The sequence below is a fragment of the Burkholderia pyrrocinia genome, from assembly GCF_018417535.1.
Taxonomy (GTDB): Bacteria; Pseudomonadota; Gammaproteobacteria; order Burkholderiales; family Burkholderiaceae; genus Burkholderia; species Burkholderia pyrrocinia_E.
Genome location: NZ_CP070977.1, coordinates 2624885 through 2647478, shown reverse-complemented (window position 1 = coordinate 2647478; position 22594 = coordinate 2624885). Strand labels below are relative to the sequence as shown.

Sequence of the window (22594 nt, the reverse complement as noted above, 5' to 3'; positions counted from 1 at the left end):
CGCACGGCGTCCCGTTGCCGTTTGTGCTGTGCATGCCGGCCAATGAAACGATTCGAACCCAGTTTTCTCGACAAGCTGTTCGACGACGAACCGCACCTGCCGGCCTCGGCAGCGATGCGGCAATTGTCGCTGGACGAGCTCAAGAACACGGTCGCCCGCGACGTCGAGGCGATCCTCAACACCCGTATCGCGCACACCGAGAACGAGCTGGCCGCGCTGCCGGAATGCCAGAAATCGGTGCTGACCTACGGGCTGAACGATTTCGCGGGGCTGAGCCTCGCGAGTCACTACGACCGCGCGTTCATCTGCAAGTCGATCCAGCAGGCCATCGCGCGCCATGAGCCGCGCCTGCAGCAAGTACAAGTGACGTTCGAGCTGAACGAGCAGGCGACCAACGCGCTCTACTTCGCGATCCAGGCGCTGCTCGTCGTGCACCCGGCCGAGGAGCCGGTGAGCTTCGACGCGATGCTGCAGCCGTCGACGCTGCAGTATTCGGTCACGCGCGCACGCGCCGCGAGAATGCAGTAAATCAAGCCGCCGAGCGGGCCGGACCGCCCGGTGGTTGATCAGGTCCGGCAGGAAATATTGAGGTTCGGGGTCGTCGATGGAAGAATTGCTGCCGTATTACGAGCGCGAATTATCGTTTTTGCGGCGCTATTCGCGAGATTTCGCCGAACGCTATCCGAAGATCGCGGCGCGGCTCGCGTTGTCCGGCGAGCATTGCGAGGATCCGCACGTCGAGCGGATGATCGAGTCGTTCGCGCTGCTCGGCGCGCGCATCAACAAGAAGCTCGACGACGACTACCCCGAATTCACCGAAGCGCTGCTGGAAGTGCTGTATCCGCACTACCTGCGGCCGTTCCCGTCGTGCTCGATCGCGCAGTTCACGCCGGCGTCGCCCGGCCAGCAGACCGAACCGGTCGTGATCGACCGCGGCACCGAGCTGAAGAGCCGCCCGATCCGCGGCGTGCAGTGCCGGTTCCGCACCGCCTACGACGTGACGCTCGCGCCGATCCGCATCTCGGAAGCCCGTTACACGCCGGTCGCGCTCGCGCCGAGCGCGACGGTGCTGCCGTCGAACGCGACGGGCGTGATCTCGATCACGTTCGAATCGCTCGCCGCGCAGCTCGATCTCGGCGCGCTGAAGGTGCCGACGCTGCGCGCGCACCTGCACGGCGAGCAGTCGTTCGTCGCCGCGCTGACCGACTGCCTGTTCGTCAACGTGCTCGGTGCGTATGTCGAGCCCGAACGCAACGGCCGCTGGACCCCGCTGCGCAAGCTGCCGATCGCGCAGGCCGGCTTCGACGAAGACGACGCGCTGATCGATTACCCGGCGAAATCGCATCCCGCGTATCGCCTGCTCACCGAATACTTCGCGTTCCCCGACAAGTTCGATTTCGTCGATTTCGATCTTGCGGCGATCGCGCGCGCGTCGGGCCGCTGCCAGCGCGCGACGCTGCATCTCGTGCTGCAGGACGTGCGCAGCGATTCGCACGTCGCGAGGCTGCTCGAGCTGCTGACGGCGAGCCACTTCCGGCTGTTCTGCACGCCGATCGTCAACCTGTTCCGCCAACACGGCGAGCCGATCCGCATCACGCACCGCGCCGTGTCCTACCCGGTGATCGCCGAGGCGCGGCGCGCGTTCGCGTACGAGGTGTACTCGATCGACTCGGTGAAGCTCGTCAGGCAGCAGGCGCATGAAGAATCGGTGATCGAGTTCCGGCCGTTCTATTCGCTGCATCACGGCGAATCGGCGCGGATCGGTCACTACTGGTTCGCGCGCCGCAACGACTGGGTCGCGCAGAAGAGCCCCGGTTACGAAACCGAGATCTCGATCGTCGACATCGATTTCGAGCCGACGTCGCCGCAGACCGACACGCTGAGCCTCGACCTCACCTGCACGAACCGCGACCTGCCGGCGATGCTCGCGTTCGGCCTCGAGGGCGGCGACCTGTTCCAGGAAGGCGGTGCGCAGACCAGCGGCATCTCATTGCTGCGCCGCCCGACGCAGAGCGTGCGCTTCGAGCGCGGCCGTGCCGCGCACTGGCGGCTCGTGTCGCACCTCGCGCTCAATCACGTGTCGCTGGTCGCGCACGGCCTCGCGCCGCTGAAGGAAATGCTGACGCTGTACGACCTGCGGCGCACCGCGGTGTCGATGCGCCAGATCGACGGCCTGGCCGGCATCGAGCAGCGCGGCGCCGTGCAGTGGCTGCCCGGCAAGCCGTTCGCGACCTTCGTACGCGGCATCGAGGTGCGCGTGACGATCGACGAGGAGCACTTCGTCGGGGCGAGCCTCGCGTCGTTCGTGCGTGTGCTCGACAGCTTCTTCGGGCTCTATGTCCACCTCAACAGTTTCGTTCAACTAGTCGTCGTGTCGAAGCGCACCGGCGAGGAGATCATCCGATGCAAGCCCCGGACCGGCGAATCGATCCTGGCGTAGTCGACGCACTGCTCGACGAGCCGCACCGCTTCGAGTTCTTCCAGGCCGTGCGCGTGCTCGAAGGGCTGTTCGCGCGGCAGGCGTCGGATGCGCCCGGCGCATGGCGGCAGGGCGACGTCGTCGCGCAACGCATCGAATTCCGCAACACGCTGTCGCTCGGCTTTCCGCCGAGCGAGATCGAAGGCGCGCGCTCGTTCGACGACGGCGGCACGCCGCTCGACTCGCGCGAGCAGCGCGGCGCCGCACTCGCGGCCGGCGAGCTCGGCCACGTCCAGCTGACGCCCGCATTCTTCGGGCTGCTCGGCGGGCAGGGCGCGCTGCCGCTGCACTACACCGAGCAGATCGTCGCGCGCGAGCACCTGAAGCGCGACCACGCGGCGCGCGCGTTCTTCGACGTGTTCTCGAATCGCGCGACCGCGCTGTTCTATGCGGCGTGGAAGAAATACCGGCTGCCGTTCCATTACGAGCTCGACCGCGACGAGCGCTATTTGCCGCTGCTGCTCGCGATCGCGGGCGTGCCGAGCGACGAGGTGCGCGACAGCCTCGCGGCCGGTGCGGGCGGCGTGCTCGACGAAGCCGTTGCCGGCTACGCGCTGGCCGCGCGGCACCGGCCGATGTCGGCCGCCTACCTGCAGCGCACGCTGTCCGACTATTTCCGCGTGCCGGTGAAGATCGACCAGTTCGTCGGCAAGTGGTACGACGTGCCGCCCGACCAGTTGAGCGTACTCGGGGAGGTCAACGCGGTGCTTGGCGCGACGGCGCTCGTCGGCGAACGCGTATGGCAGCGCGACATGCGCGCGCGGATCGTCGTCGGCCCGCTGTCCAAGCGCGACTACGAGGCGTTCCTGCCCGGCGGTGCGCAGGCCGTCGCGCTCGAACGGATGCTGACGCTGCTCGCCGGCGTCACGCTCGAGTACGAGGTGAAGCTGGTGCTCAAGCGCACGGAGGTCGGCGCGAGCGTGCTCGGCGCGGGCTCGCGGCTCGGCTGGGACGCATTCCTCTGCACGCGCGACGCGATCGAGGATCGCTCGGACGCCTGCTACGAACTGCACGTGATTCACTGATTCCGAACGACAACAACACGCAATCGAACCTGAGATCGACGCCATGAGCACGCCTCTGAAGACCCTGATCACGAAACTGAACCCGCTGTGCCGGCACGCGGCCGAGCGCGCGGCGAGCGCGTGCCTGGCGCGCGGCCACTACGAGGTCGATCTGGAGCACCTGTTCCTCGCGTTGCTCGAGGAGCCGGCGGGCGACCTGCCGCTCGCGCTGCGCGCGAGCCGCGTCGATCCGCATGCGCTGCGCGCCGATCTGGAGCGCGAGTTGACGCGCCTGAAGACCGGCAATACGCGCACGCCGGTGTTTTCGGTGCACCTGATCGCGCTGTTCGAACAGGCGTGGCTGATCGCATCGCTCGATTCGCAGCTCGGCCGCATCCGTTCGGGGCACCTGCTGCTTGCGCTGCTGACCGCGCCGGATCTCGCGCAGTTCGCGCAGCGGATGTCGTCGCAGTTCGCGGAAGTGAACGTGACGGACCTGAAGCACAAGTTCGACGAGATCGTGGCCGGGTCGAGCGAAGCCGAGCCGCGCCAGGCCGATACCGACGACGGCGGCGTGGCGCCGGGCGCCGACGGTGCGGTGCCCGCGGCCGGCCCGTCGAAGACGCCCGCGCTCGACACGTACACGACCAACCTCACGCAGCGCGCGCGCGACGGCAAGATCGATCCGGTGATCGGCCGCGAAGCCGAGATCCGCCAGGCGATCGATATCTTGATGCGCCGCCGCCAGAACAACCCGATCATGACCGGCGAGGCCGGCGTCGGTAAAACCGCGGTCGTCGAGGGGCTTGCACTGCGAATCGCGGTCGACGACGTGCCGCCGCCGCTCTCCGGCGTCGCGCTGCACGTGCTCGACATGGGGCTGCTGCAGGCCGGCGCGAGCGTGAAGGGCGAGTTCGAGAACCGGCTGAAGAGCGTGATCGACGAGGTGAAGAAGAGCGCGCATCCGATCATCCTGTTCATCGACGAGGCGCACACGATCATCGGCGCGGGCGGCCAGGCCGGCCAGAACGATGCGGCGAACCTGCTGAAGCCGGCGCTCGCGCGCGGCGAGCTGCGCACGATCGCCGCGACGACGTGGAGCGAATACAAGAAGTACTTCGAGAAGGACGCGGCGCTCGCGCGGCGCTTCCAGGTCGTGAAGGTCGAGGAGCCGAGCGAGCCGCTCGCGGCCGCGATGCTGCGCGGCATGTCGGGCCTGATGGAGAAGCACTTCAACGTGCGGATCCTCGACGATGCGATCATCGAGGCCGTGCGCCTGTCGCACCGCTACATCAGCGGTCGCCAGCTTCCCGACAAGGCGATCAGCGTGCTCGACACCGCGTGCGCGAAGGTCGCGCTCGCACACAGCGCGACGCCGGCCGCGATCGACGACACGAAGAAGCGCATCGAGCGGATCGACGCGGAAATCGCATCGCTGGAACGCGAGGCAGCGGGCGGCGCGTCGCACGACGAGCGGCTCGGCGAGCTGTGCGGCGCGCGCGACACGGCGCTGGAGCAACTCGCGAAGGATGAAGCGCGCTATGAAGCCGAGCGCGCGATCGTCGCCGAGATCACCGAATTGCGCGAAACGCTCGACAAGGCGCGCGGCCCGTCCGAGGACGGCCCGCCGGTCGACGTGCAGGCGACGCGCGACAAACTCGCCGAACGCGTCGCGGCGCTGCACGCGCTGCAGGGCGGCGAGCTGATGGTGCCGCTGCAGGTCGACGGCCACGTCGTCGCCGAGATCGTCGCCGCGTGGACGGGCATTCCGCTCGGCCGGATGGTGAAGGACGAGATCGACACCGTGCTGAACCTGCAGCCGCTGCTCACCGCGCGCGTGATCGGTCAGGACCACGCGCTCGACGCGATCGCGCAGCGCGTGCGCACCGCGACCGCGAACCTCGAGGATCCGAACAAGCCGCGCGGCGTGTTCATGTTCGTCGGGCCGTCGGGCGTCGGCAAGACCGAGACGGCGCTCGCGCTGGCCGACATCCTGTACGGCGGCGAGCGCAAGATGGTCACGATCAACATGAGCGAGTACCAGGAGGCGCACAGCGTGTCGGGCCTGAAGGGCTCGCCGCCCGGCTATGTCGGCTACGGCGAGGGCGGCGTGCTGACCGAGGCCGTGCGCCGCAACCCGTATTCCGTCGTGCTGCTCGACGAGGTCGAGAAGGCGCACCCCGACGTGCTCGAGATGTTCTTCCAGGTGTTCGACAAGGGCACGATGGACGACGCGGAAGGGCGCGAGATCGATTTCCGCAACACGCTGATCATCCTGACGTCGAACGTCGGTTCGACCGCGGTGATGCAGGCGTGCCTGAACAAGCCGGCTGAGGAACTGCCCGATCCGGACGCGCTCGCCGAGACGCTGCGCCCGCAGCTGTACAAGACCTTCAAGCCCGCGTTCCTCGGGCGGATGAAGGTCGTGCCGTACTACCCGATTTCCGACGACGTGCTGGCCGAGATCATCGAGCTGAAGCTCGAGCGGATCCGTCGCCGGATCGAGGCGAACCACAAGGCGGCGTTTGAATGGGACGAATCGCTCGTCGATGCGGTGCTCGCGCGCTGCACCGAGGTCGACTCGGGTGCCCGCAACGTCGACCATATCCTGAACGGCACGCTGCTGCCGGAGATCGCGGGCCACGTGCTCGGCCGGATCGCCGACGGCGCGGCCATCGCGCGCATCGCGGTGCGCGCGGACGAGGCCGGCGAATTCGCCTACACGGTCGAATGAGCGGTCGAACGAGCGGTCGAACGAGCCCCGCGCGCGACATCTGATGCATCAACGGATTCACTGAACCATGCCGATCAATCTCCCCGAGCTGCTGACGCCGATCAGCGATGCGTCGCCCAGCGGCGACGACCTGCTGTTTTCGAACGAATTCGACGCGATTCAGGACGCGCGGCGCTACGACGATCCGACGCTCGACCAGGGCGAATGGGTGACCGAGATCAAGGAGGCCGACTGGGGCTTCGTCGTCGACCATACGGGCGAGCTGCTGCGCACGCGCACGAAAGACCTGCGGCTCGCCGTGTGGCTGACCGAGGCGCTCGCGCTCGAAGACGGCATCACCGGCCTCACCGAAGGCTATGCGCTGCTCGAGGGCCTGTGCCGCGACTTCTGGGACACCGTGCACCCGCTGCCCGAGGACGACGACACCGAGCACCGGCTCGGCAACGTCGCATGGCTGTCCGGCCGCACGGCCGAGCTGCTGCGCGCGGTGCCGATGACGGACGGCGCGTCGAACGCGTTCAGCACGCTCGACTGGGAAGTGGCGCAGCACGTCGCGCAGTCCATCAAGCGCGACCCCGAACACGCGGACGACATCGCGCGCGGCAAGCCGTCGATCGACCAGATCGATGCGTCGCGGCGCGTGACGTCGATCGCGTTCTACACGGCGCTGCTGGCGAACCTGAAGGCATTCGAATTCGCGCTCGACGCGTTCGAGGAGCGGCTCGTCGAGCGCGCGGGCGATTCGGCGCCGAGCTTCCGGCAGGCACGCGACGCGTTCGAGACCGTGTACCGGCTCGCCGAGCGCTTTGCGCGCGAGCAAGGCTATACGGGCAGCGCGCCGCACACGCAGTCGGCGCCGCAGGCGCAGCCCGAGCGCATCGAGCCGGTGTTCGGCAATCCGATTCAGACCGAGGAGACTCACGTGCAGTCGCAGACCGCTCCGCGTCCTCCGGTGACGCAGATGATCGCCGGCATCCAGAACCGCGCGCAGGCCGTCGACCAGTTGCGTGCGGTCGCGCGTTATTTCCGCCAGACCGAGCCGCACAGCCCGGTCGCGTACCTCGCCGACAAGGCCGCCGAATGGGCCGACATGCCGCTGCACAAGTGGCTCGAGAGCGTCGTCAAGGACGACGGCTCGCTGTCGCATATTCGCGAGCTGCTGGGGGTGCGGCCGGACGAGCAGTCGTAATGACCGTGTCGGGCCGAGGTTACTCGGAGGTGTCCGAGGTGCCGTGAGAGAAAGGCTGTTTCCTGAGAGCGCGGGCCCCAGGCGGGATCGCGGTAAACAAGAAGACGGATGACGCATGAACGTGACCGAACTCGCACAGGCGATTCGCGGTGGCCTGATTCAGCAGGATCGTCTGCTGAAGACGGACATTCCGTCGTTGCCGAACAATGCACTCGTGCCGTGTCGGGCCGTGACCCATTCCGAACTGGGGCGCGATTTCAGCGTCACGCTCGATCTCGTTTCCACCGCGAGCGACATCGAGCTCAAGACGCTGATCGCGAAGCCGATGACGCTGTGGATCCAGCAGGCGAATCAGTCGTATCTGCCGATCAACGGCTATATCCATACGGCACGCAGGCTCGGCGCGGACGGCAGCCTGTCGAGCTATCAGCTGACTTTCGCGTCATGGATGCACTTCCTCAAGTTCCGCAGCGACATGCGGTACTGGCAGGACCAGAGTGTCGATACGATCCTCGCCGATGTGTTCGACGCGCATCCGCAGGCCAAGGGGCGGTATCAGTTCGCATTGTCGAAGCCGCTGCCGTCGCGGTCCTACTGTCGCCAGAGCGAAACCGACTGGAATTTCGTGCATCGCCTGATGGAAGACGAAGGGCTGTTCGGTTTCTGGCGACATAGCGAGGACGGCAGCGCGCACACGCTCGTCATTACCGACGACCTGCACGCGGTCGACGAACTATCGCCGAATCTTGTCAGGTTCGACCGCTCGGGAACGGGGAGCGAAACCGCCGGCTTGACGCAATGGGCCGCATCGCGGACCTTGCAGAGTTCGCTGCACACCACACGCACGTTCGATTACAAGTCGCCGTCCTCGGCGGCCAATCCGAACGGCACGGCGTTGCCGACGAAAGCCGGCCAGGGCGATCTGCCGAACCAGACGGAAATCTACGAGTACACCGGCGCGTATACGTACGCGGGCCAGGATCGCGGCGAACATCTGTCGAAGATTCGCCTGGAGGAATGGGAATCGCGCGCGAAGCGCTTCTTCGGCGTGGGCGGCGTGCGCGGGATCGACGCCGGGCGGCGCTTCACGCTGGCGGATCACCCCGAGCACGACCGCGATGCGGCGCAAGACCGGGAATTCGCGGCATTGAAGGTGTCGCGGTACATCGAGAACAACCTGCCGATCTCGGACCACGAAGCGAATTTTCCGCACAGCCTGCAGGATCGGCTGGCACAGGCGAAAGCCGGCCACGGTGAGGCGGCCGCATTCGAAGTCGGGCATGACGACGGTTCGGCCGGGTTCTATTTCGTCGAAGTCGAAGCGCAGCGCGCGGCCGTGCCGTATCGCAGCCCGTTCGAGCACCGGAAACCCGCGATGCAGCTCGAAACGGCCGTCGTCGTCGGGCCGAAGGGCGAGGAGGTTTATACGGACGAACTGAACCGGATCAAGGTCATGTTCGTCTGGGACCGGCAGAGCGAAGGTCGCGAAAACGCGTCGTGCTGGGTGCGCGTCGTGCAGTCGGATACCGGCGGTGGATACGGCGGCGTCCACATTCCGCGGATCGGCGAGGAGGTGATGATCGGCTATATCGGCGGGGATTGCGACCGGCCGATCGTGATGCATCGCGTCTACAACGGGGCCGCCAAGCCGCAGTGGCATAGCGACGGAATCCTGTCGGGCTTTCGTTCGAAGGAGTATTCGGGATCGGGTCACAACGAGATGGTGCTCGACGACGCGACGGGGCAGAACCGCGCGCGCCTGTTCAGCAGCAGCGCGAATTCGCTGCTGCATCTCGGCTATCTGATCGAACAGAGCGGCAACACGCGCGGCGCGTATCTCGGCTCGGGTTTCGATCTGCGCACGGATGCGTATGGCGCCGTGCGCGCCAGGCAGGGGCTGTACGTGACGACGCATCCGAAGCAGGCAAACAGCCAGCCGCTCGATGTGAGCGAAGCGCAGCAGCAACTCGCCAATGCCGACGGGCTGCTCGAGTCGATGTCGCAGGTCAGTGAAATGCATCAGGCCGAAAGCCTCGGTACCGGACACGATGCGCTGAAGCAATTCACCGACGCCACGAAGAACGGCGTGGCGGGTGCGTCGTCGGGCGGCAGGACCGCTGGTGGCGGGACGGGCAGCGCGAATGCGTTCAAGGAACCAGTGATGTTGTTCGCGAGTCCGGCGGGGATCGGGTTGGCGTCGCAGCAGTCGGTGCACGTATCGGGCGATCAGCAGGCCAACATCGTCAGCGGTCAAAGTACGTTCATTACCAGCGGGAAGTCGTTGGTCGCCGGTATCCGGGATCGCATCAGCCTGTTTGCCCAGAACGCCGGGATGAAGCTGTTCGCGGGCAAGGGCAAGGTCGAGATTCAGGCGCATTCGGACAGTATCGAGTTGACCGCGCAGAAGGTCGTCAAGATCGTGTCGTCGACCGAGAACGTCGACGTGGCCGCCAAACAGGAGATCCTGCTGACCTCGGGCGGCGCGTACGTACGGATCAAGGGTGGCAACATCGAGATTCACGCGCCAGGGAAGATCGATATCAAGGGTGCCCAGCACGCATTCAGCGGCCCGACGAGCATGCCGTATCCGCTGCCCGCCATGCCGGGCGGCACGTGCAAGCAATGCGTGCTGAATGCGCATAGCGGGCGCGAATCGATGGTCGAGGCCGATTGATGGGTGACGTGAGCAACATCGGCAACGTGGGCGACGGGAGCGATGCAGTCGACGTGAGCGAGGCCGTCGACGCCGCGCCGAAACCGCGCGAGCCGGAATGGCCGGTATTTCTGGAGGCGCTGAAGGCGTCGCTGAGGGGCGAGACCGCCGCGGGCCGGCCGATGCGACTGTACGCGATCGTCGATACGCGCGGTTATCAGGAGCTGGATACGCAGCTCGTGACGGTGCACGGCCTGCGCTACGCGTCGCTCTGGACGGATACCGGTCTCGACGCTTATACGGATATCGCACCGTACCTGATTGCCTTCGACCGCCAGGCACTCGACGACGAGGAGGGCGAGCAACATCGGCTGCTGCGCCAGCTGTGGCTGGACGCGGTCGATCTGCATGCGGTGACGTGGCTGTGGTCGACGTGGTCGTTCGATGCGCTCGACGCGCATCTGCGCAGATATGTGAAGTACGCGCTGCCGAACGGTCGCGCGTATTACCTGTTCTTCTTCGACAATCACGTATTCGGACGGCTCCGTCTGGTGTGGAGCGATACGCAGGCGCAGCAGTTCGTTGCGCCGTTCGGCGAGATCCGCTATCGCAATCGGCGGCTCGAGGAGGTCGTGTGGCGCAACGATGCGCCGGCGTCTGCCGGGGCCGCGCAGGCAGGCGATGTGCAGGGCTTGAGCGAGAAGCAGCATGCGCAGTTGATCGAACTCGGCTATCCGGACAAGCTCGTGCTGAAGTTTCGCGAGACGATGGCGGCGGCGGTCGATCACCTGTCCGATGGCGGGCTGTACGAGCAGGTTGTCGAGCAACTCGATCGCGCGGCAGGGCACGGGATCACCGGCGAAGCGGAGCTGCTGTGCTACGTGGTGATGGGCATGCAGGTCGCGCCGAAGTTCGACGAGCATCCGGCGGTCAAGGCGAGCCTCGAAGCGGCGTCACGCGGGGAAACCGGCGTCGATACGGCGCTGATGGCGATCGACGATGCGACGTGGGATGCGATTCGCGATGCGCATGAGCGGGAATTGCTGGAGGCGCGCGGTGGCGTGGCGTAGGTCGGTGCTGGCGGTGGGCCTGGTTGCGATGGCCTTGAGCGCGTGCGGGAAATCGGAGCCGGTGTATAGCGGGATTTCGGTGATCGCTCACAACTATCTGCCGTACAACCTGGATGGATTTACGATTAGCGATGCTTACGGAAACAAGGCGGGTGGAGGGAATAGCTTGCCGGGTGGCGGAGGGGGAGTGACTTGTTGCTACAAGCTCCAAGGTACCGAGTTCACGGTCAAATGGAACTATGTCGACGTTGACCAGTGGCACAAAGGTAATGAGGAAATGTTTCACGTCGAGGCAAAGGCTACGATGTCTCCGTCGCAGGTTCCGGAGAAGGTCGGCGATCGAATTCTCGAAGTTCACTTCTATCCGGATCGTCACATCGAGCTCCAGTTTCCTGGCGCGCTGTTTGATGAGTCGCGTATTCCGATGATCGATGTGTCGCGCTGGATGTCCAGTCACTATCAGGAGTGGTTAAGCGAGCGATACGACGAACGGGAGGACCAGCAGTTTCGTCGCATCACTCGCATTATTGCTTCAGCATGGCTGAAATACCGATTGACCGATCTCGATGATCTGAAGCAGTACGCGTACTTTGATCTGCTCGTCAACGATCGGTTCGATACGCATCCTGATGTCCAGCGTATTTTGCAAACGGCCGCCGGTCAGCCGGGGATGTTTGCAAAGGTTATGCAATCGCTATCGAAGAATGTACTTTCTGCGTTGATGAGCAACAGGTTTGAGCCGGTGGTGGTGCCGACGATTCCTGATGGCCTGATACCGCCGCCACGTATGGAGGGAGAGCAGCATGGCTGAGATGTCAGGGCTCGAACGGACAGACGTTCGAGCGACAATCAGCATGGCATGCCGGTTCTATGTCGGCAAGCGGGTAAGCATGGCCGATTTGACATACGTAGTGGCGTCGCATCGGTGCCTGAGAGGTGAAGTGCAGGCAGCAGTGCCCACGGTGTCTGGTATGGCGTGCATGCTGACAATCGCAACCTGCCCACAGCAGCAGGGCGAACGAGATGCCCCTCAGAGGAAAACCTTCAATGCGTAGAGAAATGAGATTGTTTCGCTTGATCGACCGTGTTTTGGCGGCATGTCTGTTACTGGTGGCCGTGGCGGCGTGTGGTAAGTCGGAACCGACATACAGCGGGATTTCCGTCATTGGCCGGAATTATCTGCCGTACAACATGAGTGGCTTCACCATTACCGATGCATTTGGAAACAAGGCGAGCGGAGGCGGCGACGACCCACCGGGAGCGGGGAGCGGTAGCGTGAAATGTTGCTACAAGCTCAAGGGCACGGAATTTGTCGTCAAGTGGAACTACTACGATGTCGACCAATGGCACAAAGGGGACAAGCAGATGTTCCACGGCGAGACGAAAGTGTCGATGCCGCAGTCCCAGTTGCCCGACGAGGTGGGTTCCCGAATTCTCGAAGTGCATTTCTTCCCGGACCAGCATGTCGAGTTTCAATTTCCCGGCCAGTTGCTTGACGATGCTCGCCTGCCGATTGTCGATGTCGTGAGGTGGATGAAGCAGTACCAATCACAACTGGACAAGCGATATGACGAGCGCGAAGACCAACAGTTTCGTCGCGTCGCGCGCGTCGTTGCGGTCGCATGGCTGAAATACCGGCTGACTGATCTCGACGATCTGAAGCAGTACGCGTACTTTGGTCTGCTCGTCAACGATCGGTTTGATGCGCATCCTGAGGTCCAGCATATCTTGCAGACGGCGGTGGGTCAGCCGGGTTTATTTGCGAAGTCGATGCAAGCGCTGCCAAAGAGCGTTTCGTCCGAACTCAGAAGCGATAAATTCGAGGCGGTGGCGGTGCCTGCTGTTGCCGCAGGGCTGTTGCCGCCGCCGCGAGTAGGGGAGAAGCAGCATGGCTGAGAAAATCAAGCTCGATCCGGATGATGCGACACCAACATCCGTGTACATGCAGGTGGCCCGCCAAAGTGCGACCATGTATCCCAAGGGAGATTGCTTGCCATGCGGAGCAACCATACGCATGGGATTCTTCTTCGATGCCTTTGGCCGCCATGCCGATCTCGACGACAAGGCGAGTTCTCAATACTCGAATATCTGTCGCTTGTGGGAGGCTCATCGCGATAACGATGATTCGCGTCGGCCGGTCAATCAGTTCTGGTACCGCTTCTATTATTCAGGATTGGGCACGCCGCTCAACGAGTCGGCCAAGGCCGATCCGTTGGCCAATGCCGGCATAGCTGCGGCCAAGATGGCAGGCAAGAAAGCGTTGAGCGGAGCGAAGTCGGTCGCCGAGTCGTTCGCGCGTGTCAATACGCCGATCAAACAGGCCGGCGTCAAGAAGCGTGTCGACGACGTAAAGAAGCAGTTATTCGATGGATTCGTCGAGGGGGATTTTTCGCTTCGACCCATCGATAAGGCATTCCAGGATCTTCGGAAGGATATCGAGCACATTCCCGCTCAGGCGCGACGTGTCATGAATGTGTTGAATGCGTCGCCGGAACGATACTGGGAGCGAACCAAGGCTACCGGAACGCTGCTGTGGCGCAACGCGAAGAACGACTTCAAGAACAACGTCAAGGGAGCCCCGATGAAGGCGGGCTGGGCGGTTGCACGCAGTCTTTTTGTCGGCATCGCGATGGAGAACGTGCCGATCGTGCGTGACAATTCCGTCATGGCCAAAGCTTTCGGAACGGGCGTCGATACCCGGTTGATCGCAGCCAAAGATCAGTTCGAGGCCGCGTACAAGGCGGTCAAGAAGCGGATGCCGAAAGTTCGTGCCATCGAGGTATCGGTGTTCGGCGCGGACCGAGGGTGCGTGCTCGCGCGTGCGTTCGTCAACGACCTAGCGGAGAAATACAAGCGCAGGGACGACACGGATCTCGCCATCGATGGCGTATCGATCCAGATCAAGTTTGTGGGTTTGCTCGATGCCGTTTCGTCGGTCATGTCGGAAGAGGCGGGCGAACTGATTGGCATGGTGCCTTACCTTGGAATGCTCAAAACTAGCTTCAAGGATCGCCCCCTCGGCATACCCGCCAGCGTTCAACGCTGCGTGCATTTTGGCGCGGCGCATGAAATGCGCTTTTATCAGCGTCTCGATAGTCTTGAAAAAACCCGCGGCGAGCAGTTTCTCTATCCCGGCACGAGCTGCGATGTCGTCGGTGGCGCGCCAAATGGTTCGCTCGGCCTGAATGCGGAATTAATGCGGGTACCCCTGCGCGACATGCTGATGGAGGCGTTAAAAGCGGGTGCGGTGATGGACACGATGGAGGATCTCTATCTCCTCAAGAACGATACGTTCGATCGATTCACGATCGCCCAACCCATCAACTGCGGCGGCAAGCAATACCGCATCAAGCAACTCGTCGACGCTTATCGCACCCTCGTCCCCCGCAAACCCGGCGTCGACTTCATGGAGCATTCGAAAGTCTTCATGCGCTGGATCGCGGCCCGCTACCTGGACCCCGAGTTCCGTCGCACGATGTCCGATCCGGTTGCCGACTGGAAGCGCAACATGGCCGACGCCGACCTGCAGCGCAAGACGGCGAAATCGCAGCTCGACTGGGAGCTGCAGCGGCAGGGCATCAACATGAGCATGCTGGCCAGCCGCAGCCCGGCCGATCAGGCGACGCTGCGGGGGATGAAAGCCGCCAGCGATGCGGCACAGAAGCGCTACGAAAAGCTGATCGCCGAAGCGCCAAAGGACTATACGACGGTATGGGAGCGTCTCGAGAAGGAGGCAGCAAAGAAGCTGCGCCAGGCAACTTATCAGGACGGCCTGCGGCAATCCGCGGAGCACATCCGGAACATGCCGGATTCGTGGGATTCCAGCAACAAGGCGAGCGCGGACGCAGTCGAAGCGTTCATGCTGCCCGAAGCCCAGATGGAGCTGGTGTCGGCCTGGAAGGAGGGGATCGAAGGTAAGCACCCGCTTCCGCCGGACGTGATGGCGTTGTTCGACATGCTCGTTCACGACACGTTGCTGACGAGTTGGCAGGACCATGTGCTTGCGCCGTCGCTGTACTTCCGCACGCGGGACAAGGACGAATTCGGCTCGAGCAATTTCGCCAGGGAAGCGGCGCAGCGCAAGAAAGACGATCTCGCCGCTGCGCGCATCGACCAGGCGGCCAAGCAGAGCCAGGAGTGGGTGCGGGGCTACAAGGGAGGCGCGACGCCGACACACTGACGGCGTTGACCGTCGGAAGGCACGCGCACCTGTCGCCACGACAGCCTCCGCGGACGGTCGTTAACAGACAACGGGCGGCAGCATCGCTGCCGCCCGTTGTCCGCACGACCACCCCGCGAAGGAGCGGCCGGTTCTTCGTCCGCTTACTGCCCCACCCGGAACTCGATCCTTCGATTCCGCGCCCTTCCATCCGCCGTGTCATTCGGCGCGATCGGCTGATCCGGCCCGACGCCCGTCGTCGTCATCTGCTGCGGCGGAATGCTCTTCGTGATCAGGTAACCCTTCACCGCATCCGCGCGCGCCTGGCTCAGCGCGATGTTCGATGTCCGGTTCCCCGAGTTGTCGGTGTGGCCGATGATGTCGACCGTGCGGTTCTGCATCTTCGAGAGCGCGGCCGCCATCTGGTCGAGGATCAACCGGCCCTGCGGCGTCAGCGTCGCGCTGCCCGTCTCGAACTCGATCGTCCGGTTCGCGAGCGTCTGGTCGAGCACACCTTGCTCGGACGCCGACACACGCAGCCCGTTCTTGATCGTGTAGGTCGGGTTCAGCGTGTTCGCCATGTCGCTCGCGAGCTGCTGGCGCTGCGCCTCGTTGTGCACCTCGCCCTTCATCTCGATCTGCGTGCCGTTGATCTTCAACTGCCCCTTGCTGATCTGCTTGAGCTGCGCGCCGAGCAGCTTCTGCACGTTCGCGCTCCAGTTCGGCGGCGTCGCGACGTCGCCAACCTCGATCTGGTCGACGACGTTCGTCGCGCCGTAGGTATCGCGCAGCTTCTGCAGCACGGCGGCCTTGGTCGCCTCGTCGGGCACCTTGCCGCCGACGACCACCTGGCCGGGCACCGCGTTCGCGGGCGGCGGCGTGATGGTGCCGGCCGTGCCGCGTACCACCGTGCCGGATGCGGTCGCCGGCGCGGCGCCGGGGTTCGCGTTCGACGACGGCAGCGCGGTCGTCGCGACCGTGCCGTTGCCGACCGGCGTGACGGTCGCGCCGGTGTTCTGCGCGAAGCTCGCGCCGCTCGCAACGAGGCCGGCGGCGAGCAGGGCGGCGATGGCGGGCGACAAGCGCGCGCGCCGGACGTGAATCGTGCGATGCATCCCGTCAGCCTCCGATGAACGCTTCGCGGAACGCGTCGATGGCGACGCGCAGCGAGAGTTGCGGTTGGTCGAGGTAGCTGACGAGCTTGCTGATCTGGTGATCGTTTTGCGCATGGGCGTCGATCCACTCGGGATCGTCGATGTCGATGTTGTGGGCGGCGTAGGTCTGCGGGTCGACAACGCTCAGCAGCGTCTTCGCCGACGCACCGTTGAAGCCGATGATGAGCCGTTCGCGCTCGGCGATCGAGCCGATGAAGATCGCGAGCTCGAAATCGGCCTGCGCGACGAACGGCGCGATCAGTTCGAGCCAGAACGCGGCGACGAGGCTGCGGTAGAACGGATCGACCGGCAGCGGCAGCGTGAGGCCGCGCTCGATGTGCGACGAGCCGCTCTGCATCACCGGCCGCAGCAGCGAGCCGAGCGCGAGCATCGCGCCGCGCAGCCGCACGGGGTGGCCGCTTTCGAGCAGCATCTGCTGCAGGCCATACAGTGACTGGTGTTCGACGAAATCGTTGAAGGTACCGTCATGCGACGTGCCCGGGCCGCCGACGTCGATCGGCACCTGCGTGTCGCCGAGCGCCTGCAGCGCGCCGGGCGGCTCGTCCTTGCCGAGCAGCGGCGGGATCTGCGTGGCGACGCGCGACCACAGCCGCGCGAACGCGAGCGGGCTGCGCGCGAGGAACGCGAGCGGCCGGTCGACCTCGAGCGCGGTTGCGCCGAGGAACGGGAAGCGGCGCATCGACACGTCGTGGCTCGCGACCATGTGGCCCGCGATCGCGAGCTTGCTGCGCGAGCCGAGGAACGCGAAATGCATCGGCTTCGCTTCCTCGTAGACGAGCTTCCAGCGCGGATCTTCCGCGAGCAGTTCGAGCGCCTGCGCGATCCAGCGATCGAGCGTCTGCAGCAGCTGCGGATTGTGCGGGCTCTTCACGAAGTCGCCGCGCGACGGGATCTTGCCGAAGTAGGCGATTTGCGCCTGTACGGTTTGCGTCATTGCGCCCCCTGTGCATTCGTTGCGTTGGCGGCCGCGATGGCCGGCGCTGCGCCCGGCGTGCCCGTGCCGGACTGCGTCGCGTTCTGTGCGGCACCCGCGCTCGCGTCGGCGACCGACGACGGCAGCTGCAGGCCGCGCAGGCTCTGCTGCTGCGGCTGGTCGCCGCCGCCGCCCGTCGGTTGCGACGTGCTGATGATGCGCATCGTCACCGACACGTTCACGCTGCCCTGCACCCATGTCAGGTCGAAGGTGCCGTCCGGACGGCGCTTGCGTTGTGCCGAGTTGATCAGCTTCTCGAGACCGTAGCGGCCCGGCTCGTTGACGAGCTGCACCGTGCGGCCGTCAAAGGTTGTCGCGGACAGCGTCGCGCCCGGCGAGCCCTGCGGGTTCGGCCACACGAAGTTGGTCCACTGCGGCGGCGTGTTGCGGTAGCGCAGTTGCTGGCCGTCGATCGCGATCGTGTATTCCGTCGTGCCCGTGCTCGGCTGCGGCAGGATCTGGAACACGGTCTGCGGCTCGGACGCCGCGGCCGCGCCGCCTGCCGCACCGCCCGCGAGCGGCGCGACCCAGCGCGCGAAGCCGTTCGTGAAGTCCGGCGTGAGCCCGATGCCCATGTCGCCCCACGTGCGGGCGGCGAGCGTGTCGCCGCGGCGCACCGCGAGCGGCCCGAGCGTCGTGCCGACGAACTTCGCGATCGAGCCGTCCGGGCCGAACACCTGCGCGATCTCGCCGGCACCGGCCTCGACCTTCGCGTTCGCCGCGAACGGGTATTTCGTCGCGAGCGAGTTCTGGAACGGCTGGTAGACCTGCGCGTTCCACACCTTGTTGACTTCGGCGCTGGCCGGCTGGATCACGACCGCGAACGCCTGCATCAGCGGCCGCACGAGCAGCGGGCGCAGCGACTTGCGTTGCGAATCGGTGAGACCCGTCAGCATCTGCTCGTCGACGAGCTTCAGCGAATCGGCGAGTTCCGAACCGTTGCCGTCGAGCGTCTGCTGCATCAGCTGGCGCGCGCCGGGGCCCGGGTCGCCCTGGTTCTTGATCACGTTGAAGCGGGTCCGGACCTTCGACAGCGAATCCATGTAGCCCTTGAGCATCGACGTGCCGTCGTGCGTCGCGACGATCCGCGCGAGCCCGATGAACTCCTGGCCGATCGGACCCATCGGCACCTCGGCCGGATTGCCGTTGATGTCGATGTTGGCGGCTGCCACCTGGCCGGCCTGCGAGCGCGAGAACAGTTGCTTGACCCAGTTCACGACGCCCGTCTGCGCCTTCTTGATCGCCACGTTCGCGAGCGACGGGTTGTCCCACGACGTCTGGTCGTACGCGGTCTCGAGGATCTTGCGGATCGGCGAATCCTGCGGGTCGCCGAGGCGGTTCATCCCGTCGACGGCCTGGCCGAAGCTGCTGAAGCCCTGCACCGCGATGCCCTGCATGAACTTCTGCCAGTGCTGCGCGTATTCGGTCTTGTACATGCCGACCAGCGTCTTCTGGATCTGCTCGGGGCTGCCCTCGAGCGTCAGGTCGTCCTGCGTCGACGTATTCAGCACCCAGTCCTTCGCCTGCAGTTCCTTGGTCGCCGCGTCGCGGATCGCCGGCTGCACGTAGTCGAACCACGCTTCGCGCGTGAACGTGCCCGGAATCGCGTAGCTGCCGGCCACCAGCCCCTGGTTGCCGTCGCCGACGATGCGCGCGATGGTCATCGGCGCGAAGCGGGTCGATGCGCGTGCCTTGATTTCCTCGTAGACGCGCTGGCGGGCCGGCATCCCGCGCACGACGCGGCGCAGGTTCTCGCGGGTCTGGTCGACGAGCGCGAGGTTCGCGTCGATCATCGGCCAGTCGTTGTCGCTCACGCGGGACAGGTAGAACGAGATCATGCGCTCCGCGCTCTTGATCATCTCGTCACGCGGCATGTTGCCGCGATTCGTCTCGAGCCAGCCGCGCCAGAAGCGGGCGAGCTGGTCGGTCAGGTGCGCCTGCTCGACGTGGCGCTTGTCGGACAGCATCAGGTACGTCTTGAGTGCGTTGTACGCGTCCTGCACGTTGGTCGGCGACGCGTCGCTGTAGAGGCCGCCCTGCGGTGCGGCCGGCTGTTGCGGCGCGGCGGCCGGCGCTGTGCCGGACGCGGCCAGGACGGCACCGGCCTGCGGCGCGGCGCCTGCCGCATTCGTCGAGACCGGCAGCGCGCCGGCCTGCACGGCGCCCGACTCGGGCGGGCGCGTCATCGGCACGAGCTGTTCGGGGTGCGCGTTCACGTCCTTCATGAACGACGCGAGGTTCTGCGACACGGGGGCCAGCAGGATCTGGCGCACGCCGTTGTAGTACTCGGTCAGCAGGTGCTGCTCGAGACGGTCGCCCTGGTACAGGCCGAGCGACACCGACAGCGGCTTGTCGCGGCGGAACTGCTCGAGCTGCTCGATCCGGTCTTCCAGGATGTCCATCGCCTGCAGGCGCGACTGCAGGTCGTTGCGGCCCTGCTGCAGGCGCGTGACGTTGTCGAGGTCGGCCTGCACGTTCGAGACGAGCTGCTGGTTGCCGATCGTCGACCAGGTCCAGCCGCCGAGCGCGATCGCGAGCGCCGCGACGAAGCCGAAGAAGGTCGCGTAGCGCAGCCGCGTCTTGGTCGGGCTGGCGAACTGGCGCACCGTCTGGCGGTCCGCGAAGATTACCTTCGAGAACAGGTCGCGCAGGAAGAAACCGTTCTTCGAGAACGCGCTGTGCGGCTTCGGCAGCGCGTTCGCGTCGAGGCCGAAGCGCTGCGCGATACGCTGCGCGGCCGTGCTGCTGGTTTCGCCTTCCTGCAGCGCGCTGGTGAAGTAGAAGCCGCGGAAGATCGGCTTGTACTGGAACGGGTTGTTCTCGAACAGCGTCGCGAGGAACGCGCGCAGCGACGGCTTGATCGTCGAGAATTCGAGCGGGAAGCTCAACTGGCCCGGCGAAAGCTGGTTGCCGCGCGACAGCGACAACTGCGCGACGCTGATCTCCTTCAGCCCTTCGTAGAGTTCCTCGAAGTGCGTGTCGAACTGCGCGACGACGTCGCGCTTGTCGTCGGGCTCGTAGGGCAGCGTGGCGCCCCACACGCGGTCGTACTCGTGCTTGTCGCTGCTGCTGAAGAATTCGGTGAAGCCGGTGATCAGGTCGGCCTTCGTGAACATCACGTAGACCGGCGCGAACACCTCGAGCTTCTCCGTCAGCTCCTGAACGCGCTGGCGGAGGTTTTTCGCGAGGTTGATCGCGAATTCGGGGCGGTTGCCGGTGAGTTCGGCGATGCTCGCGGTGACGATGATGCCGTTGATCGGTGCCTTCGGGCGATAGCGCTTGAGCAGGCCGAGGAAGCCGAGCCACTCGCTGCGGTCTTCCTCGTGCACCGAATAGCGGCCGGCCGTGTCGAGCAGGATCCCTTCGGTCGTGAAGAACCAGTCGCAGTTACGCGTACCGCCGATGCCGTGGATCACGGCGCTGTTCTTGTCCGCGAACGGGAACTGCAGGCCGGAATTGAGCACGGCGCTGCTCTTGCCCGCGGCAGGGTTGCCGATCACGATGTACCACGGCAGTTCGTACAGCGCGGAGCCGCCCGAGACCTGGCCGATCTTCGACGTCTTGATCGTCTTCACCGCGTCCGACAGGCGCGTGCGCAGCACGTCGAGATCGGCCGTCTTCGCGTCGGGCGCGAGCGCGGCGGCAGCCGGCGCGGCGATCTTGCCGGTTTCCGCCTGCTCTTCCAGAACCTGGCCGAGCTGCTGGTTCGCGCGCTTCACGCGCCAGCGGCGCCACAGTGCGGCGACGAGCCACAGCGCGAGGATCGCCGCGAAGGCGATCGCCGCCCACAGGAGCGGCAGTTGCAGCATGTCGGCGACGATGAAGAGGATGGCCGCTAGCGCGACGATCCCGACGATCGAGAGCGTACGCGGATGAGTCAGCACGTTGAGGATGCGTTGCATAGGACGTTCAGGTTCCGGTGCGATTCGGTGAGGCGACGCAGGCGCGCCCAGCGGCAAGGGTGGCGCCGCGGTGTGTCGCCATGCTGTCAAACGGGATGAAGGGGGCTGGCATCAATGCGCCCGCGGCATCGGAGAGGGCGCGCGCATTAATGAAAGGACGCTGTGAGATTTAAAACGGAAGCGGCGGCCGGAAAAAATCGCGCACCGGAATGCCCGATTTTTTGCGTCGCCCATATCGTTTCCTGCCGGGATATTAAAAAGCCCCATGCCGCCCTCATTATTTCCTGTCCGGCAGCCCTGGCTAGCTGCCGCGTCCCAGTTTAAAACCGGGTTTATGGTATTCCACGTGCCCGAGATCCATCATTTTCCATCGGCCTCCCCAGGTCAGGCCGACCTGCTCGGCGACCTGGCCGTACAACTGGTAGCCGCGCATCGCCCACGGATCTTTCTCGGAAATGACCAGCTTGCCGTCGCGCAGGAATGCGTTGTCGGCCGCCAGCCCGAATTGGTGATAACTCTGGAAGGCCGCCGCATTGGTCACGTTGCCGCCCATCTGCGCCAGCCGGTTTTGCCGTTCCGGGCTCCGGTAACCTTCCAGCAGCGCCATTTCATAACCATGTTGTTCGTGCATGATCTTGTAGACCAGCAGCAAACGCGTACGGAAATCCGGGTCCAGCAGGTTCCAGTCGCGGCTCGCATCCTTCAGCGCCGGGCGCACCTGTTCGACTTCCCTGGTGGCAAAGACTTCCGGCGGCAGCGGCGGCGGCGGCACGAGCTGTTCGCCCTGCAGCAGCGCGGCGATCTTCTCGTCGGGCACGCGCGCCGTGTCGTCGTACTGGAACAATTGCCGGCCGCGTAACGCAATGGCGACCAATGGCGGCGTCGCAAGAATACCTGCCGATACCATAATCATCAAGCGCCGCCGAACCAGTAAATTTTGCACATCGTTTAATGCGCCGCGCGTAGCGCTTGCCGATTTAACAATCTGACTTCGCGTACGCGCGGCGCGATCGTTCGCACGGCGCGTAAGACGGCCGTGAAACTGGGCGACGGATTCGAAAACGGCCGCGCGGATACCCGGTAAAAGCAACAGTGCCGCAACCGCGACGGCAAGGGCGAAATAGGCGATGAGTGCGACGGCAATCAACGAAATCCCCGGAAATTGGAATTGATTGTGTTTTGCAATGCTTGCTCTTAGAATCAGGCTGCTTCGAGAGGCCGGGCTATATTATCGCGGTGAATTAAACCAGGATTCA

14 protein-coding genes are annotated in these 22594 nt (G+C 64.9%); 10 read left to right on the top strand and 4 right to left on the bottom strand.

Annotation, left to right across the window (positions count from 1 at the left end; translation table 11 throughout):
• The first annotated feature begins 42 nt into the window (after positions 1 to 42).
• The 10 genes from tssE to JYG32_RS12220 all read left to right on the top strand — a co-directional run bounded on the left by tssE (position 43) and on the right by JYG32_RS12220 (position 15309).
• Positions 43 to 528: a type VI secretion system baseplate subunit TssE gene (gene tssE / locus JYG32_RS12265; RefSeq protein ID WP_006477092.1), complete on the top strand. Its 486-nt coding sequence runs from the start codon at positions 43 to 45 to the stop codon at positions 526 to 528.
• A 76-nt stretch (positions 529 to 604) separates the two neighbouring features.
• Entirely contained in the window at positions 605 to 2440 is a 1836-nt protein-coding gene (gene tssF, locus JYG32_RS12260; RefSeq protein WP_174379403.1) for a type VI secretion system baseplate subunit TssF, read from the top strand.
• Complete coding sequence (gene tssG / locus JYG32_RS12255; protein WP_213263685.1) at positions 2404 to 3504, top strand: type VI secretion system baseplate subunit TssG; 1101 nt, start codon at positions 2404 to 2406, stop codon at positions 3502 to 3504. The genes tssF and tssG overlap by 37 nt, the downstream gene beginning before the upstream one ends.
• Before the next feature lie 43 nt (positions 3505 to 3547).
• A complete protein-coding gene (gene tssH, locus JYG32_RS12250) occupies positions 3548 to 6217 on the top strand; it encodes a type VI secretion system ATPase TssH (protein WP_213263684.1) in 2670 nt (889 codons plus the stop codon).
• A 67-nt stretch (positions 6218 to 6284) separates the two neighbouring features.
• Positions 6285 to 7406: a type VI secretion system protein TssA gene (tssA, locus tag JYG32_RS12245; RefSeq protein ID WP_213263683.1), complete on the top strand. Its 1122-nt coding sequence runs from the start codon at positions 6285 to 6287 to the stop codon at positions 7404 to 7406.
• A 115-nt stretch (positions 7407 to 7521) separates the two neighbouring features.
• Positions 7522 to 10080: a type VI secretion system Vgr family protein gene (locus JYG32_RS12240; protein ID WP_213263682.1), complete on the top strand. Its 2559-nt coding sequence runs from the start codon at positions 7522 to 7524 to the stop codon at positions 10078 to 10080.
• The gene (locus JYG32_RS12235; protein WP_213263681.1) at positions 10080 to 11129 is read left to right on the top strand and encodes a DUF4123 domain-containing protein; all 1050 of its coding nucleotides are present in this window, start codon (positions 10080 to 10082) and stop codon (positions 11127 to 11129) included. Before JYG32_RS12240 ends, JYG32_RS12235 begins: the two co-directional genes overlap by 1 nt.
• Positions 11130 to 11157: 28 nt before the next feature.
• The gene (locus tag JYG32_RS12230; RefSeq protein ID WP_433960853.1) at positions 11158 to 11940 is read left to right on the top strand and encodes a DUF3304 domain-containing protein; all 783 of its coding nucleotides are present in this window, start codon (positions 11158 to 11160) and stop codon (positions 11938 to 11940) included.
• A 248-nt stretch (positions 11941 to 12188) separates the two neighbouring features.
• Positions 12189 to 13025, top strand: coding sequence for a hypothetical protein (locus JYG32_RS12225; protein ID WP_213265421.1), 837 nt, complete (start codon positions 12189 to 12191; stop codon positions 13023 to 13025).
• Complete coding sequence (locus tag JYG32_RS12220; RefSeq protein ID WP_213263679.1) at positions 13018 to 15309, top strand: DUF2235 domain-containing protein; 2292 nt, start codon at positions 13018 to 13020, stop codon at positions 15307 to 15309. Before JYG32_RS12225 ends, JYG32_RS12220 begins: the two co-directional genes overlap by 8 nt.
• 143 nt (positions 15310 to 15452) lie before the next feature.
• Here the strand turns inward: JYG32_RS12220 and JYG32_RS12215 are convergent, their stop codons facing one another.
• The 4 genes from JYG32_RS12215 to JYG32_RS12200 all read right to left on the bottom strand — a co-directional run bounded on the left by JYG32_RS12215 (position 15453) and on the right by JYG32_RS12200 (position 22485).
• Complete coding sequence (locus JYG32_RS12215) at positions 15453 to 16403, bottom strand: OmpA family protein (protein WP_213263678.1); 951 nt, start codon at positions 16401 to 16403, stop codon at positions 15453 to 15455.
• A gap of 4 nt (positions 16404 to 16407) precedes the next feature.
• Positions 16408 to 17397 carry a type VI secretion system-associated protein TagF gene (tagF, locus tag JYG32_RS12210; protein WP_174379412.1) on the bottom strand — a complete coding sequence of 330 codons (990 nt, stop codon included), beginning with the start codon at positions 17395 to 17397 and terminating at the stop codon, positions 16408 to 16410.
• Positions 17394 to 21338, bottom strand: coding sequence for a type VI secretion system membrane subunit TssM (gene tssM / locus JYG32_RS12205; RefSeq protein WP_174379413.1), 3945 nt, complete (start codon positions 21336 to 21338; stop codon positions 17394 to 17396). The genes tagF and tssM overlap by 4 nt, the downstream gene beginning before the upstream one ends.
• A gap of 301 nt (positions 21339 to 21639) precedes the next feature.
• On the bottom strand, positions 21640 to 22485 hold the full coding sequence (locus JYG32_RS12200) for a M15 family metallopeptidase (protein ID WP_213263677.1): 846 nt from the start codon (positions 22483 to 22485) through the stop codon (positions 21640 to 21642).
• Positions 22486 to 22594: the final 109 nt, after the last annotated feature.